The sequence below is a fragment of the Streptomyces sp. Ag109_O5-10 genome, from assembly GCF_900105755.1.
Classification (GTDB): domain Bacteria; phylum Actinomycetota; class Actinomycetes; order Streptomycetales; family Streptomycetaceae; genus Streptomyces.
In genome coordinates this window covers 6,719,653-6,733,624 of record NZ_FNTQ01000001.1, presented here as the reverse complement: position 1 = coordinate 6,733,624, position 13,972 = coordinate 6,719,653, and the positions used below count along the sequence as shown (strand labels likewise).

Here is a 13,972-nt window from a genome sequence, read left to right as displayed (position 1 = left end):
GAAACACGACCAAAAGCCCCTAATCAACGCTCACTTGGGACTTCCTTGGGTTTTTCATTCCCCTGGCATGAACGGTTCACCGAAAGAGTGACGTCGACCGTGTGATCCATTCACGGGCCGTCCCGCCGCAGGCCTCCTGGTGAACACGGATGACCGACCACTCCATGCGTCGAACCGCATAGCAGGGGGCAGTATGAGATCCAACCGTGCCAAGGTGCGGGCCAGCGTGAGCATGGCAGCGACACTGCCGATGATCGCCGGCGCACTCGCACTCGGCATACCCGCGGCGCACGCCGCGGACAGCCCGGCCCGTGACACCCTGAAGGGCACCAAGCCCACCTGGGCCACGGCCAGGGCGGACAAGGGCGCCACCTCGAACAGCGCCCAGCTCAATGCCAGGGTCTACCTGGCCGGCCAGGACGCCAAGGGCCTCGCAGCCTACGCGAAGGCGGTGTCCGACCCCAGCTCGCCGCTGTACGGCAAGTACCTCAGCGCCAAGCAGGTACAGGCCCGCTACGGGGCCACCAAGGCCCAGGTGAAGGCCGTCAAGGCCTGGCTGACCTCGTCCGGCCTGAAGGTCACCGAGGTCACCCAGCACTACATCGCCGTCTCCGGCGACGTGTCCGCCGCCGAGAAGGCGTTCGGCATCCAGCTGCACAACTACGCCAAGGGCTCGAAGACGTACCGCGCCCCGGCGGCGACGGCGACCGTGCCGGCCTCCGTCAGCGACGCCGTCCTGACCGTCACCGGCCTGGACAACGCGCCGCACAAGGCGACCCACGACGACACGCTGCCGCCCCCCGGTGCCGTGTTCAAGAACGCCGGGCCGTTCTCCTCGTACTTCGGCTCGAACATCGCGAGCACGCTGCCGGACGCGTACGGCACGAAGATCCCGTACGCCATCCAGGGCTACACCGGCAAGCAGCTGCGGGCCGCCTACGGCGCCGGCAAGTACACCGGCAAGCACGTGCGCGTCGCGATCACCGACGCGTTCGCCTCGCCGACCATCGCCTTCGACGCAGGCACCTACGCCAAGGCGCACGGCGACGCCGCGTGGAAGACGAGCCAGCTCCACCAGGCGCTGCCGGCGAACTACACGAACACCGGCGCCGACGAGTGCGACGCCTCCGGCTGGTACGGCGAGGAGACCCTCGACGTCGAGGCCGTGCACGCGGTCGCGCCGGACGCCGACGTCACCTACGTGGGCGCCGCGTCCTGCCAGGACAGCGACCTGCTGGACGCGCTCAGCAAGGTGGTCGACAACCACCTCGCCGACATCGTGTCCAACTCGTGGGGCGACATCGAGGGCAACGAGACCCCGGACATCGCGGCCGCCTACGACCAGGTCTTCCAGCTGGGCGCGGTGCAGGGCATCGGGTTCTACTTCTCCTCCGGTGACAACGGCGACGAGGTCGCCAACACCAAGACGAAGCAGGTCGACACCCCGGCCAACTCCGCCTGGGTGACCGCGGTCGGCGGTACCTCCCTCGCCGTCGGCAAGGGCGACAAGTACCTGTGGGAGACCGGCTGGGGCACCGAGAAGGCCTCGCTGTCGGCCGACGGCAAGAGCTGGACCGGCTTCCCCGGCCCGTTCACCTCGGGCGCGGGCGGCGGCACCAGCAAGACGGTGAACGAGCCGTACTACCAGAAGGGCGTCGTCCCGGACTCCCTCGCGAAGGCCAACAGCAGCACCGGCAACCGCGTGGTCCCGGACATCTCGGCGATCGCCGACCCCAACACCGGGTTCAAGGTCGGCCAGACCCAGACCCAGGCGGACGGCACCGAGGCGTACAGCGAGTACCGCATCGGCGGCACGTCGCTGGCCGCGCCGGTCATCGCCGCGGTCCAGGCCCTCGCCCAGGAGGCGCGCGGCAAGGCGATCGGTTTCGCCAACCCGCTGATCTACTCCAAGTACGGGACGAAGGTCTACCACGACGTCACGGACAAGCCGACCGGCAAGGACCTCGCGGTCGCCCGCGTCGACTTCGCCAACGGCTACGACGCCACCAACGGCCTGCTGACCTCGGTCCGCAGCCTCGGCAAGGACAGCTCCCTGTCCGCGGTCAAGGGCTACGACGACGTCACCGGCGTCGGCACCCCGGCGGGCGGCTACGTGACGTCGTACCGCAACAAGCGCTGACGCACTGAGCTGCTGATCCGCTGAGCGGAGGGGCGTGGGGTCCTGGTGACCTCACGCCCCTTTGTGTGACGCCGGGCGGAGGACTGGGTGCCCTGGCCCGGGAGTGACCGGCTTCGAGCCGTGAGAGGGATCTACCCGGTCATGGAGGGGGCGAAGGGGGTCAGGGCTGGGGCGAGTTGCATGCCGGGGGCCAGGCCGAGTGCGGTGAGGGCGTCGGGCAGGCCGTGCCCGGTGCGGGCCGCGTCCAGTGTTCCCGGTGCGGCCAGTGGGCGACAGCTGGCGGCGATGATCTCGAACAGGTGCTGCACGCGGCCGGGTCCGCGAGGCAGCAGCCGGCCGTGGAAGTCCTCGTGGTGGGCCAGCACGAGCGCGGCCAGGCCCGCGATGTGGGCAGACGCGGTGCCGGTACCGTCGAGGGCGGTATAGCCGCCGTCCGGGGAGCAGGAGAGAACCGCAACGCCGGGGGCGGCCGCATTCACCCCGGGTCCGTGGCAGCTGAACGGCGCGGCGAACAGCCCTTCCGGGCTCAGCTGCGGCCCGATGTGGGCGGCGTGGGAGGTGTCGGGCGGATAGGTGCCCAAGGCTCCCAGAGCACCCACGGCGAGGACGGTGGGCAGCGAGGCGGGGAAGGAGACCGGTCCGCCGCTGTCGCCTGCCGGAGCGATGCAGGCGATGCCCGCCGCGGTGGCATCGGCGAGTTTGCGGGAGACCAGCGCCGAGGGGTACGGGGTCGCCACCTGGATGTGGGCGATGTCGACCTCGTGCTCGATGCAGTCGTCCAGGGCGGCGATCAGGTCGCTGAAGTGGCCGTCGGGCATGACCTGGCAGACCTCGAGTTCGGCGTCGACGGCGATGCCGATGATGCCCTTGCCGGTGTCCGCCCCGGCGATGACGCCGGCCGCGTGGGTGCCGGTGCCGACCGGGTCGTGGGCCCAGCCCTCCTTCGTGCCGCGCACGAAGTCGGCACCGGAGCGCACCCCTTGCTTCAGGTCGGGGTGGTCGGCACTTACGCCCGTACCGATGACAGCGATCTTGATGCCGAAGCCGCGGAACGTGGGCGGCAGCCGGTCCAGCCGCATGGCCTGCTGGCCCCAGCCGTAACTCTGCCGCTGTTCCAGTTCCGGGTAGACCTTGGACAGCGGGGTGAGGGTGACGAGGTTGTCCTGGGTCCCCGACAGGTCGGGGCGGTGGACCCAGAGGTCGGTGTAGCCGCCCGCGGGCCGGACGTACAGGGACTGGATGGACTCCACGGTCTCCGTCGCCAGGGTGAGGGTGGCCCTCCCGTCGGGGCCGGTGAGGCCCTGGCTCGGCCATGTCGCCCCGATCAGGAACACCCCTGCACCGACCAGCGGTTCGCCGTCCGGGCCGCAGACGCGGACCGAGACCTCCACGGGCTCCTCCAGCGGCATGACCAGCCCCGGGTCGCACAACGACAGCATCCCCGCGGTCGGCGTGGCAACGGGCAGGGCTGCGGACAGCGGCAGATCCGGCTCGATGTGCACATGCAGCGACTGCATCGCCGGTACCTGGGCCTCGGCGGCCTCGACGAGCACGAGTTCGGGGCAGGAGGGCTGCACGCCCGCCGACTGCAGCTTGTCCGAAGGGCTGAGTCTGCGGACCACCGTGACCTCGGGCATCCGCTCCAGATGGTCGCACACCGCGTCCATGTCGAGTTCGGGCACTCCCACGGGCAGAAACTGCCGCGGCAGCGGGGTCACCATGTAGCGGGACCGGCGCGGCTGCACCGCGATCGATGACGGTCCGCCCTTCTTGCGTGGCCCCGGTTTCTCCTCGGGGCCCGGCCCGCCGGTCCCCGCGCCCTCGGATTCGCTCTGGCGGTTGCTCCGGGGCTTGCTTCCGGGCCTGTCCTTGACCATTACATCCACCTTAACCATGTCTGCGTAGGTTCTTGGGCTTCTGTCGCGCATGACGAGCGGCCGGCGCCTTCCGCGGCTGTGCGGTGTGCCCGGGAATCGATCCCGGGCACACCGCACAGCGCACTGCCTGCCTTGTGTCAGCCGATGCCGAAGGGCAGACCCATCTGGCCGTAGCCGAAGCCGGGCTGCGGGTACTGCTGCGGGTACTGCTGGCCGAAGCCGCCGCCCCACGGCTGGTGGCTCTGCTGGCCCTGCTGGCCGCCCTGCTGACCCTGGTGGCTCTGCTGCAGCATCGTCAGGATCGCGGTCGGCAGCGCCTGCTGCACGGACTGCTCCACGGCGCTGCGCACGCCCTGGACCAGCGTGGTGTGCAGCGCGACGGCCAGGTACGGGTGGGCGAGGTGGGCGATGCCCTGCTGCTGCAGCTGCTGCTGGACCTGCTGGATCTGCTGCAGCGTCTGCTGCATGCGCTGCGCGATCTGCTGGCTCGCCTGCTGGCAGGCCTGCTGGATGGACTGCTGGACGACCTGCGCGAGCTGCTGCTGCGGCCCGGCGATCTGCTGGCCGAACTGCTGGCCGAACTGCTGCAGAGGCGGGGTACCGGTCATCACCGACATGGATGCTCCGTTCGATGTTACAGGAAGATCAACATATGGGATTTTGTTGACCTTTTCGGAATAATTCCGACATGTTGAAGCTACGGTGATACCGGAGCACCCCACAATTCGGCGAGCCACTCGGGGCGAGGAATCGCCCGATCGGCCCCGGTGACCGGCGAACCGGCCAGGGACGCGGCAGGATGAACTGCTGCTGAAGGCGGCGAACGACCCGTGCGGGCGGCACTCACTCACCGCCGGCGCCGCGGCGGCGGCAGGGGGCTTCGGGGACCCGAGAATTCCGCTCGACACTCCCGGCACATCACCAGGCATCACGGAGAGCGCGGATAGATTGGGCAAGGCCTTACAGCGATACGCGGTAGGGCAGCGCCCGACCGGCCGAGCTCCCGCGGCCCTCGGGGTGAATGGGATATGGGGTAATTGGCAGCCCGACGGTTTCTGGTTCCGTTAGTTCAGGTTCGAGTCCTGGTATCCCAGCAAGCACGGACACGCCGGTGATCTGCTGCCGGTACGGTGGGGCGTGGGGTCCTGGTGACCTCACGCCCCCTTTGCGTTACGCCGACTTGAGGAAGTCGACGAAGGGGGTCCAGGCGGTGGCGGCGAGGAGGAGGGTGGGGCCGTGGGGGGGCGGTCTTCGAGTCGCGGACGGGGACGAGGGCGGGGAAGCCGTCGGCGACCTCGACACAGTTGCCACCGTCACCGTTGCTGTAGCTCGACTTGCGCCAACGGGCGGCGCCGGGGAAGTCGCTCGCGACCTCGACGCAGTCACCGCTGTCACCGTTGCTGTAGCTGCTCTTGAACCAGAGCGCGTCACTCAAGTCGATCCGGCTGCTTGCCCTTTCGGTAATCCCCTGCCGCCGCCTCGATCATGGCCAGGGACGCCTCCGTGTAGACCAGCGGCGGCGCGTCGGGGAACGTCATGACCTTGATGGAGGTCGCCATCAAGGGATACGCCCCGGTCCTCCGCGGGACGATCTGCGGAACGATCCGGCAACGCCCGGCCAACTCCGCCACGCGGTCAAGTTGTTCGGCCATCTCCCCCGGCGGCAGGGTCGCGTCCGTGAGCAGCGACTCCTGCAGGATCGCCCAGTACTCCGGGGTGGAGTGGTCCTCGTCGAAGAGGCGCGCACGGGCGAGACGGGCCTGGACCAGACCGAGGGATGAAGCACCTCGAATTCCGCCTCCTGGCCACTCCCGAGGCCGTACCGGAGCTACGCCGCTCCCTCAGCTCCCACAGCTTCGACATCCGCCTGTGCGCAACGGAGCTGCTGACCAACGTGATCGACCATGTGGGCGAGGGAACACCGGTGACGGTTCGGGTGACCGATGGACAGACCCATGGCCGAACTCGCATCGAGGTCACGGATCCCGACCCACGGGCCCTGCCTCTCCTCCTGTTGGCCACAGAAACGGATGAGTCGGGCCGAGGCCTGACCCTCCTCACCGCAGTGACCAACCGCTGGGGCGTCCACGAGCACCCGGCCGGCAAAACGGTCTGGTGCGAACTGGGCAACTGAGCCGACCACGCATCTCGCCTCCGGTGGTGGCAGGAAAAAGGCGGACGCCTACCACCTCATGTTTTCAAACGCTGTCGGTTAGCGAGTCGAGGGAAGCGCTTCCGCTGACTAGTACGAGCGGTAGCCTGCCGTCCTCCAGCAGATCGCGCGGCAATGAGATACCGAAATGCATTTCGATCACACCTAGCGACATGGCGAGCCGCGGGCTGTACCGTGCACCGCTCACCCGAAGGTAATCACCCGTCGGGAGGATGATGCCCGCCGCTTTAAGCTCCTGCTGGAGAAGATCCGGCTGTGATCCCCAGCGTCTCCGTTCCTCGCCAAGACCGAACGAGCACAGCAACTCACCGTCGGCTGCGTAGGAGAAGAAGGGAGGCGGATGGAATGCCTGGGGATCGAGATTCACCGCCTCGACACCGTTGCGCGAAATCCTCTTAAGGATGTCGTGCCTCGTCCCGGGGGCTTCCCCGTATTCGGCGGCGAAAGCCCACCCCTGCGCTTCCCCCACCCGTGCGACGCCGATGTCTGCCTCGGTGAGAAGCCCGACGGCTTCCCAGGCGGTCACCAGCGGTTTCGCACCGCCCGGTGAAGCACCGAGCCGGACAGCTAGCTCGTCCGGCGTGATCCCGCGGGCGAAGGTAACGCTGTTCTGCCACTCGGACTCCGCCAGCCAGCGCACACCGCGATTGTTCACGTCCTCATCTTGCCGCACGGCCTCGTCACCATGACGGCCATCTGCACCACAAGCCCTCCGGAAGCCGCGCCGATCGGTGCAGGAGCGCCGTATGCCCCTGGCGTTGGGTGCAGAAGTGGCCGGGTGCTCCGGGCACCTGCCCACACTCCTGATCGGGACGGCTCGCGTCCGTCCCGGTCAGCTCCCGGGCGGTGTCCCGGGCAGCTCCCCGCCGGTGTCCCGGTCAGCTCACGGTCGGCTGCATCGGGCGCGGCGCCGAACCGTCCGTGCCCGTACCGCGGGTGCCCTCGGGGAACGTCAGGTCCGTCGTCTCCAGGGGCGCCTGGGCGGGCGACGTGGGGCGGAGCAGGGCCGTGGGCGGGTCGGCGCCCAGGCGTTCGCAGGTCAGCGCGGAGACGAGGATCGCGTCCGTGTGACGAACGTGGGCGACACCACCGATCCCTACGCGACCGGCTGGCACCCGTACTTCACCCTGTCCCGCCCCATCGACGACCTGACCCTGCGCATCCCCGCGCACACCCTGATCCGCACCGACGCCGCCCTGATCCCGCTGCCCGGCGAGGACGCCCGAATCCCCCTGGACGACCGCCCCGACATGGACTTCCGGGTGCCGAGACGACTGGGCGGCGCGGTCATCGACGCCTGCTACGCGGACCTCGCCCCCGGCCCCGGCGGCCGGATCGAGACGGTACTGGCCGATCCCGCGACCGGCGAGGAACTGCGCGTCTGGCAGCACAGCGGCTACCCGCACGTCTTCACCGGCGACACCCTGGCCCGCGACCGCCGCGCCGCCGTCGCCCTCGAACCGGTCGAGACGATGACCGACGCCTTCAACCGCCCGGACCAAACCGCCGCCCTCGCCCTGGAACCGGGCGAAAGCCGTGCATTCGCCTTCGGCGTCACGTACGCGGCCTCAGCGGACGCTCCCTGATCCGGCGACCGTGCGGGGTGCCGACCCCGGCCGGGTTGTGAGGGGTTCGGGGAAGGAAGCTGGGGTGTTCTTGCCGCCCCTGGGGGCCCCGGAGAGTTTCTGGCTCAAGTGCCGTTTCTCTGGGGAGAGTTGCCGTGCCGATCCTGCTCGCTCTGTTGGTGCGTGCACCGCAGCCGGCCGACGCCGGCTGATCAGTCGGTCTTCCTCTGCGCGGCCTTGAGGATCTGGTCGACGTCGAGGGTGACCTTGGCACCGATCGAGTCGGGCAGCGTAGCGGTCTCGCCGGGCGAGTACGGCCTGTGGTGCTCGTACTTCTCCCCGGTGGGATCGGTGAGCACGTGGACGCGCTGGTGCTTGCGGTCGACGACGACGTAGACCGGGACCTTGGCCTGGGCGTAGGCGACGGCCTTGGTCTTCAGGTCGTCCTTCCAGTTGCTGGAGGTGACCTCCAGGACGAGACGGAAGCAGACGGGGTCGTACGCGTTGTTCTCGACGAGGTGGCCGTCGATGTCGGCGTCCACGATCGCGAGGTCGGGGATGGCGTAGTCCTCGGCTCCGGTGGGCAGCCAGAGGCCGACGTTCTGGAGGACCTCGGTGTCGCCGTCGTCCAGCCCTGACTCGATGAAGGGGCGCATGAGCTTGGTCAGGGCGCGGGCGTGAGGGGCATCCGGTGATGGGGTCACGAGGAGGTGGCCTCCGATGATCTCGACTCGGTAGCCCGGATGCCGTTCCATGATCTCTTCGGCGATGGCCGTGAGCGAGAACGGCTCGTCGTCGAAGGGCTGCTCGATGGCTGCGGCGGACATCGCGTGCCTCCCAGGGGCTGGTGTCGAGAGCATCATCGTAGGCAGACCGGGCCGCCGACGTCCCGTCTGAACCGCGTCACCCGAAAGGGACCACCGTCCCGGCCGGACATGCGACACCGGCCGGCCGGGACACCGGCCGTCAGGAGGAGTGCGCCAGGTCGGTGGCTTCCGGGACGTGGGAGGCGATCACGCGTTCGCGGCCCGGTGCCGGCACCACCCTGCGCCGGTCCACCGCGTACGCCACGCTCGCCACGCCCAGGCCGAGGACGGCGAGGGCCGCGCCCGCGATCGCCGGGGAGGTGACGCCGAAGTCCGCGGCCAGGGCGACGCCGCCGATCCAGGCGCCGCCGGCGTTGGCGAGGTTGAAGGCGGCCTGGTTGGCGGAGGAGGCGAGGGAGGGGCCGGCGGAGGCGCGTTCCATCACCATCAACTGGAGCGGTGAGCCGGTGACGAAGGCGGCGACGCCCAGCAGGACGACGGCCAGGGCCGCGCTCCACTCCGTTCGCATCAGGACCGGGAAGAGCAGCAGTACCGCGACCATCGACGCCAGGCCGCCGAAGAGCGTGCCGCGCATCGCGTGGTCGGCGAGGCGGCCGCCGACGAGGTTGCCGATGGTGGCGCCGACACCGAAGAGGGCGAGGAGCAGGGTGACGTCCGAGCCGGCGTAACCGGCGGCGCCCGTCAGCATCGGGGTGATGTAGCTGTACGCGGAGAACAGGGCGGCGAAGCCGACGACCGTGGTGGCGAGGGCCAGCCAGACCGGGAGGGAGCGCAGGGCGGTGATTTCGCCGCGCAGACCGGAGGCGGGGGCGGGGGCGTGCGTGGGGTGGATCAGGAAGAACACCGCGGCCATCGCCGCGACGCCGATGAGGCTCACGCCCAGGAAGGTCGCCCGCCAGCCGAGGTGCTGGCCCATGAGGGTGGCCACCGGGACGCCCGCGATGTTGGCGACGGTCAGGCCCATGAACATCAGGGAGACCGAGCGGGCCTTGCGCTCGGGTGCCACCAGGCCGGTGGCGACGACCGCGCCGACGCCGAAGAAGGCACCGTGCGGGAGGCCGCTGAGGAAGCGGGCGGCGAGCAGGGAGTCGTAGCCGGGGGCGAGGGCCGAGAGCGCGTTGCCCGCGACGAACAGGGCCATCAGGGAGATCAGGACCCTGCGGCGGGGCAGGCGCGCGGTGAGGGCGGCCAGGAGCGGGGCGCCGATGACGACGCCGAGGGCGTACGCCGAGACCAGGTGGCCGGCGGCGGGGATCGAGATGTGGAGGTCGTCGGCGACGTCGGGCAGCAGGCCCATCATCACGAACTCGGTGGTGCCGAGACCAAAAGCGCCGACGGCCAGGGCGAGCAGGGCCAGAGGCATGAAGGGCTTCGCCTTTCGGGGAGCGGGGTTCCGTGCGTTATAAGTTCAGCTACGGAACAAAGTGTCCCAGCCCCAGTATTCCGCCAGGTTACGGCGCGGCGCCCGATTGTCCTTACAAAGCCAGGAATGGGCCGCTGACCTGGAGTTTTTACGATCCCGATGTGGTCAGACTCACGCGGGCCGCGATCGGGAGGTGGTCGCTGCCGGTCCTCGCGAGGGTCCACGAGCTCTCCGGCTCCACGCCCTTGACCATGATCTGGTCGATGCGGGCCATCGGGAACGCGGCCGGCCAGCTGAACCCGAAGCCGCTGCCCGCCGCGCCCTGCGTGGAGCGCATCTGCGAGGTGACGCCGTTGAGGGAGCGGTCGTTCATGGTGCCGTTGAGGTCGCCGAGGAGGATCACCCGGGGCAGCGTCTCATCGGCGATGGCCTCACCCAGCGCGTCCGCGCTCGTGTCACGCTGCCGGGCGGTGAAACCGGCGTTCAGTTTGACGCGCACGGACGGGAGATGGGCGACGTAGACGGCGAGGGGGCCGTCCGGGGTGGCGACCGTGGCACGCATCGCGCGCGTCCAGCCGAGCTTGATGTCGACGGCCTTCACGCCGGTCAGCCGGTACTTGCTCCACAGGCCGACCGTGCCCTCGACCGCGTGGTACTTGTACGCCGACGCCAGCGCCTTCTCGTACGCCGGTACGGCCGTCGCCGTCAGCTCCTCCAGGGCGAGCACGTCGGCGCCCGAGGAGGCGAGCCGGTCGGCCGTGCCGGTCGGGTCGGGGTTGTCGGCGTTGACGTTGTGCGTGGCCACCATGAAGTCGCCGCCGCTGCCCTGCTTGTCGGTGAGCAGCCCGCCGAACAGGTTCAGCCAGACGATCGCCGGGAGGAGGACGGCGATCAACGCGGTCGCCGACCTGCGCAGGAAGCCGATGACCAGCAGAATCGGGATCAACAGGCCCAGCCAGGGCAGGAAGGTCTCGGTGAGACTGCCGAGGTTGCCGACGGCGTTGGGGATGCGTGAGTGCAGCAGCATCACCCCGGCGAGGAGCAGCGCCACCACGGCGGTGACGATGCCCCGGCGCCAGATGCGCGGATCGTTTCGCCAGCCCTTCAGCAGCCGTTCCACCAGGCGCCGGAACCGGTCTCCCCGCCGCTCGGGTCCCGAGCCGCCGTTGTCCGTCTCCGTCATGTACGCCTGCTGCGCCATACGCCTGCCTCACAACCTGCCGTGCACACCGTCGTCCCCCGGTTACGACCCTAGGGGATGATCGGCTCCTCTCCCGCCGTCACATGACGGCCGTACGGAAGAGGATGACGAACAAGCCGAGCGAAGGGGTTCCGGTTACCGGCGGGTCGGCGGGGTCTGTGACGAAACGCGAACACTGGCTAGGGCGACGGGACGGGGCCCAGGCCCACCAGCACCGCGTCGACGATCTGTTCGGCCAGGCCCTCGGGGAGTTCCGCGTCCGGCCGCAGGATGGCCCTGAGCAGCATCGGTCCGGTGAACATGTCGTTGGCCAGGTCGACGTCGATGTCGGCGCGGAGTTCGCCGTTGCGCTGGCCCCGGCGCAGCACTTCCTTGCCGAGTTCACGCCGGGGGGTGACGACGTTGGTGTGGTAGGCGTTCCAGATGCGGGGGCTGCTCTTCATCTGGGCGTACACGTTGTGCAGGATGGCCGACGAACGGTTCATCAGACCGCGCTGCCGCAGCGACTCGAGCAGCACGACGAGGTCGTCGCGCATGGAGGTGCCGGGGAGTTCGGGGTCGGGGGGCTCGGCGGCGCGCATGACGTCGACGAAGAGTTCCTCCTTGCCGTTCCAGCGGCGGTAGATGGTGGCCTTGCCGACACCGGCGGTCCGGGCGATCCGCTCGATGGAGAGCTCGGCGAGCGGGACGCCCTCCTCCAGGAGCTTCATCACGCCCTCCAGGATGGCGATCTCCACCGCCTCGCTGCGGGGGCGGCCGCGGGCCGGAGTGATGGACCGCGGTCCGCTGTCGGCAAGCGTCACGTCGTACCGTCCTCTCAGTGCACTGGCTGCGGGAATTCTCCCGCAGCCGAAGCCTCCCCCCGTGGTTGCCACGAGGTTCTCCCCGTGGCTCCGGGGTCTCCCCCCGGTCTCCCCCGCGGTTCCTGCCGGTGCCGGCCGGTCCGTTCAGTCGTTCGTCAGTTCAGCAGTTCAGCAGTCATCGATTCGATCATTCAGTCCTTCAGTCCTTCAGTCCTTCAGTAGTTCAGTAGTTCATGGTCACTCCGCCGCCACGACCAGTTCCTGCTCCCGGTCGCCCTGCTGACCGGCCGGCGGCTTGCCCGGCAGGAAGAGGGTCACGACCACGGCGCCGATCAGCGCGACGCCCGCGCCGCACAGGGCGGTTGTGTGCATGGCGTGCAGGAAGGCGTCGTTGGCGGGGGTGACCAGGGCCTTGCCCGGTGCGCCGAGCTTCGAGGCGACACCGAGGGTGGCCTCGATGGACTCGCCGGCCGTGTCGCGCAGCCCGGGCGGCAGCGCGCCGAGCTTGCCCTCGATGCCGTTGCGGTACGACGTCGACAGCACCGAACCGAGCACGGCGATGCCGAGGGCGCCGCCGACCTGCCGGAAGGTGTTGCTGAGCGCGGAGGCGGAACCGGCCTTCTCGCGGGGCAGGGCCTGCATGATGACGACCGAGGTCGGCGTCATGATGTGCGCCATCCCGGTGCCCATCAGGAAGAAGACGACCTCCAGGATCCAGATCGGGGTGTCCGCCTGGAAGGTGGCGAAGGCGCCGAGGGTGGCGGCGATCAGCACCAGGCCGCCCGCGGTGGTGGCCTTGTTGCCGAACCGCTCCACGACCAGCCGGGCCCGCGGCGCGAAGACCATCTGCGCGGCGGCCAGCGGGAGCAGCAGCAGACCGGACTGCAGCGGCGAGTAGCCGCGCACGCTCTGGGTGTAGAAGACGGAGAAGAAGGTCACGCCCATCAGCGCGAAGAAGACCAGCGCGATGGCGGCCATGGCGGCCGAGAAGACCTTGTTCTTGAAGTAGGTCACGTCCAGGGACGGGTGGTCGCTGCGCTTCTCGAAGATCACGAAGCCGGCCAGGACCGCGACGCCCGCGAAGACGGTGACCAGCACCTTGGTGTCGGTGAAGTCGGCGAGCTCGCCGCCCTTGATGATGCCGTAGACCAGCAGGACCAGGCCGACGACGGAGAGCACCACGCCGACGGGGTCGAGGCGGCCGGGGCGCGGGTCGCGGGAATCGGGGACCAGCCAGAACATCAGGGCGAGCGCGATGACCACGATCGGCACGTTGATGAGGAAGACCGAGCCCCACCAGAAGTGGTCGAGCAGCACGCCGCCGGTGATCGGGCCGATGGCGATGGCGAGGCCGACGCCGCCGGCCCAGATACCGATCGCCTTCGGCTGCTCCTGCCGCTCGAAGACGTTCATCAGGACGGCGAGGGTGGCGGGCATCACGGAGGCCGCGCCGAGGGCCATCAGGGCGCGGAAGGCGATCAGCTGGTCCGCGGAGCCGGACTCGGCGGCGAGGGCCGAGCCGACGCCGAAGATCACGAGGCCGCCGATGAGCACCTTCTTGCGGCCGAGGCGGTCACCCACGAGGCCGGCGGTGAAGAGCAGGCCGGCGAAGACGAGGGTGTAGGCGTTGATCGCCCACTCCAGCTGGCTCTGGGTGGCGCCGAGGCCGACCGGGGCCGGAGTGGAGATGGTCTTGACGGCGACGTTCAGGATCGAGTTGTCGAGCACCACGATCAGCAGGCTCAACATGAGCACGCCGAGGATCGCCCAGCGGCGCCGGTGCACCGCCTCGGGTATGCGCGGGCCTGGTGGAGCGTGGTCGGCAGGAGTTGTCATGCGGACGAGCCTATGACCATTTCAATACGGCACCGTCTCGTATCTGAATTCCTTTACCCGGACTTTATGGAAGGCGACTGGGCGGGGCGGACGGTGACCGACGGATCACAGGGGGGTCCTCTGGCCGACGGCGGCACGAAGTGCCACCATGAGAGGGATCCGGGGACGCCGTCAGGGTGCCTCGAGA

The 13,972-nt window shown here is 69.4% G+C and carries 11 protein-coding genes, 1 tRNA gene and 2 pseudogenes; 4 read left to right on the top strand and 10 right to left on the bottom strand.

What is annotated here, in order from left to right; genetic code table 11:
• Positions 1-193 precede the first annotated feature (193 nt).
• On the top strand, positions 194-2,140 hold the full coding sequence (locus BLW82_RS30740) for a S53 family peptidase (protein ID WP_093503755.1): 1,947 nt from the start codon (positions 194-196) through the stop codon (positions 2,138-2,140).
• Between the two features lie 131 nt (positions 2,141-2,271).
• On the opposite strand, the gene BLW82_RS30735 is transcribed toward BLW82_RS30740, so the two are convergent.
• Positions 2,272-4,017 carry a S8 family serine peptidase gene (locus BLW82_RS30735; RefSeq protein ID WP_256216016.1) on the bottom strand — a complete coding sequence of 582 codons (1,746 nt, stop codon included), beginning with the start codon at positions 4,015-4,017 and terminating at the stop codon, positions 2,272-2,274.
• A gap of 137 nt (positions 4,018-4,154) precedes the next feature.
• Positions 4,155-4,634 carry a hypothetical protein gene (locus BLW82_RS30730; RefSeq protein ID WP_093503753.1) on the bottom strand — a complete coding sequence of 160 codons (480 nt, stop codon included), beginning with the start codon at positions 4,632-4,634 and terminating at the stop codon, positions 4,155-4,157.
• 405 nt (positions 4,635-5,039) lie between these two features.
• Here BLW82_RS30730 and BLW82_RS30725 point away from each other — a divergent pair.
• Positions 5,040-5,111: transfer RNA gene (locus BLW82_RS30725), tRNA-Gln, on the top strand.
• Positions 5,112-5,187: 76 nt separating this feature from the next.
• On the opposite strand, the pseudogene BLW82_RS30720 reads toward BLW82_RS30725, so the two are convergent.
• A pseudogene (locus tag BLW82_RS30720) lies at positions 5,188-5,482 on the bottom strand (DUF397 domain-containing protein).
• Positions 5,445-5,783: pseudogene (locus BLW82_RS30715) on the bottom strand (Scr1 family TA system antitoxin-like transcriptional regulator); the annotation flags it as partial. The pseudogenes BLW82_RS30715 and BLW82_RS30720, both read right to left, overlap by 38 nt.
• 11 nt (positions 5,784-5,794) lie before the next feature.
• Here BLW82_RS30715 and BLW82_RS30710 point away from each other — a divergent pair.
• Positions 5,795-6,151: an ATP-binding protein gene (locus tag BLW82_RS30710; RefSeq protein ID WP_093503752.1), complete on the top strand. Its 357-nt coding sequence runs from the start codon at positions 5,795-5,797 to the stop codon at positions 6,149-6,151.
• 64 nt (positions 6,152-6,215) lie between these two features.
• Here the strand turns inward: BLW82_RS30710 and BLW82_RS30705 are convergent, their stop codons facing one another.
• Complete coding sequence (locus BLW82_RS30705; RefSeq protein WP_256216015.1) at positions 6,216-6,830, bottom strand: DUF6461 domain-containing protein; 615 nt, start codon at positions 6,828-6,830, stop codon at positions 6,216-6,218.
• Positions 6,831-7,257: 427 nt separating this feature from the next.
• Here BLW82_RS30705 and BLW82_RS30695 point away from each other — a divergent pair, with 427 nt between their 5' ends.
• On the top strand, positions 7,258-7,776 hold the full coding sequence (locus BLW82_RS30695) for an aldose 1-epimerase (protein WP_256216014.1): 519 nt from the start codon (positions 7,258-7,260) through the stop codon (positions 7,774-7,776).
• A 191-nt stretch (positions 7,777-7,967) separates the two neighbouring features.
• On the opposite strand, the gene BLW82_RS30690 is transcribed toward BLW82_RS30695, so the two are convergent.
• From BLW82_RS30690 to BLW82_RS30670, 5 genes are all read right to left on the bottom strand, one after another.
• Positions 7,968-8,582 (bottom strand): Uma2 family endonuclease, encoded by a 615-nt coding sequence (locus BLW82_RS30690; protein WP_093503751.1) that lies wholly within the window; start codon positions 8,580-8,582, stop codon positions 7,968-7,970.
• A 139-nt stretch (positions 8,583-8,721) separates the two neighbouring features.
• Positions 8,722-9,945 (bottom strand): MFS transporter, encoded by a 1,224-nt coding sequence (locus tag BLW82_RS30685; RefSeq protein WP_093503750.1) that lies wholly within the window; start codon positions 9,943-9,945, stop codon positions 8,722-8,724.
• A 148-nt stretch (positions 9,946-10,093) separates the two neighbouring features.
• Positions 10,094-11,146: an endonuclease/exonuclease/phosphatase family protein gene (locus BLW82_RS30680; RefSeq protein WP_093503749.1), complete on the bottom strand. Its 1,053-nt coding sequence runs from the start codon at positions 11,144-11,146 to the stop codon at positions 10,094-10,096.
• Between the two features lie 179 nt (positions 11,147-11,325).
• Positions 11,326-11,949 (bottom strand): TetR/AcrR family transcriptional regulator, encoded by a 624-nt coding sequence (locus BLW82_RS30675; RefSeq protein ID WP_177233126.1) that lies wholly within the window; start codon positions 11,947-11,949, stop codon positions 11,326-11,328.
• 237 nt (positions 11,950-12,186) lie between these two features.
• Positions 12,187-13,785 carry an MFS transporter gene (locus BLW82_RS30670; protein WP_177233125.1) on the bottom strand — a complete coding sequence of 533 codons (1,599 nt, stop codon included), beginning with the start codon at positions 13,783-13,785 and terminating at the stop codon, positions 12,187-12,189.
• Between the last annotated feature and the right edge of the window lie 187 nt (positions 13,786-13,972).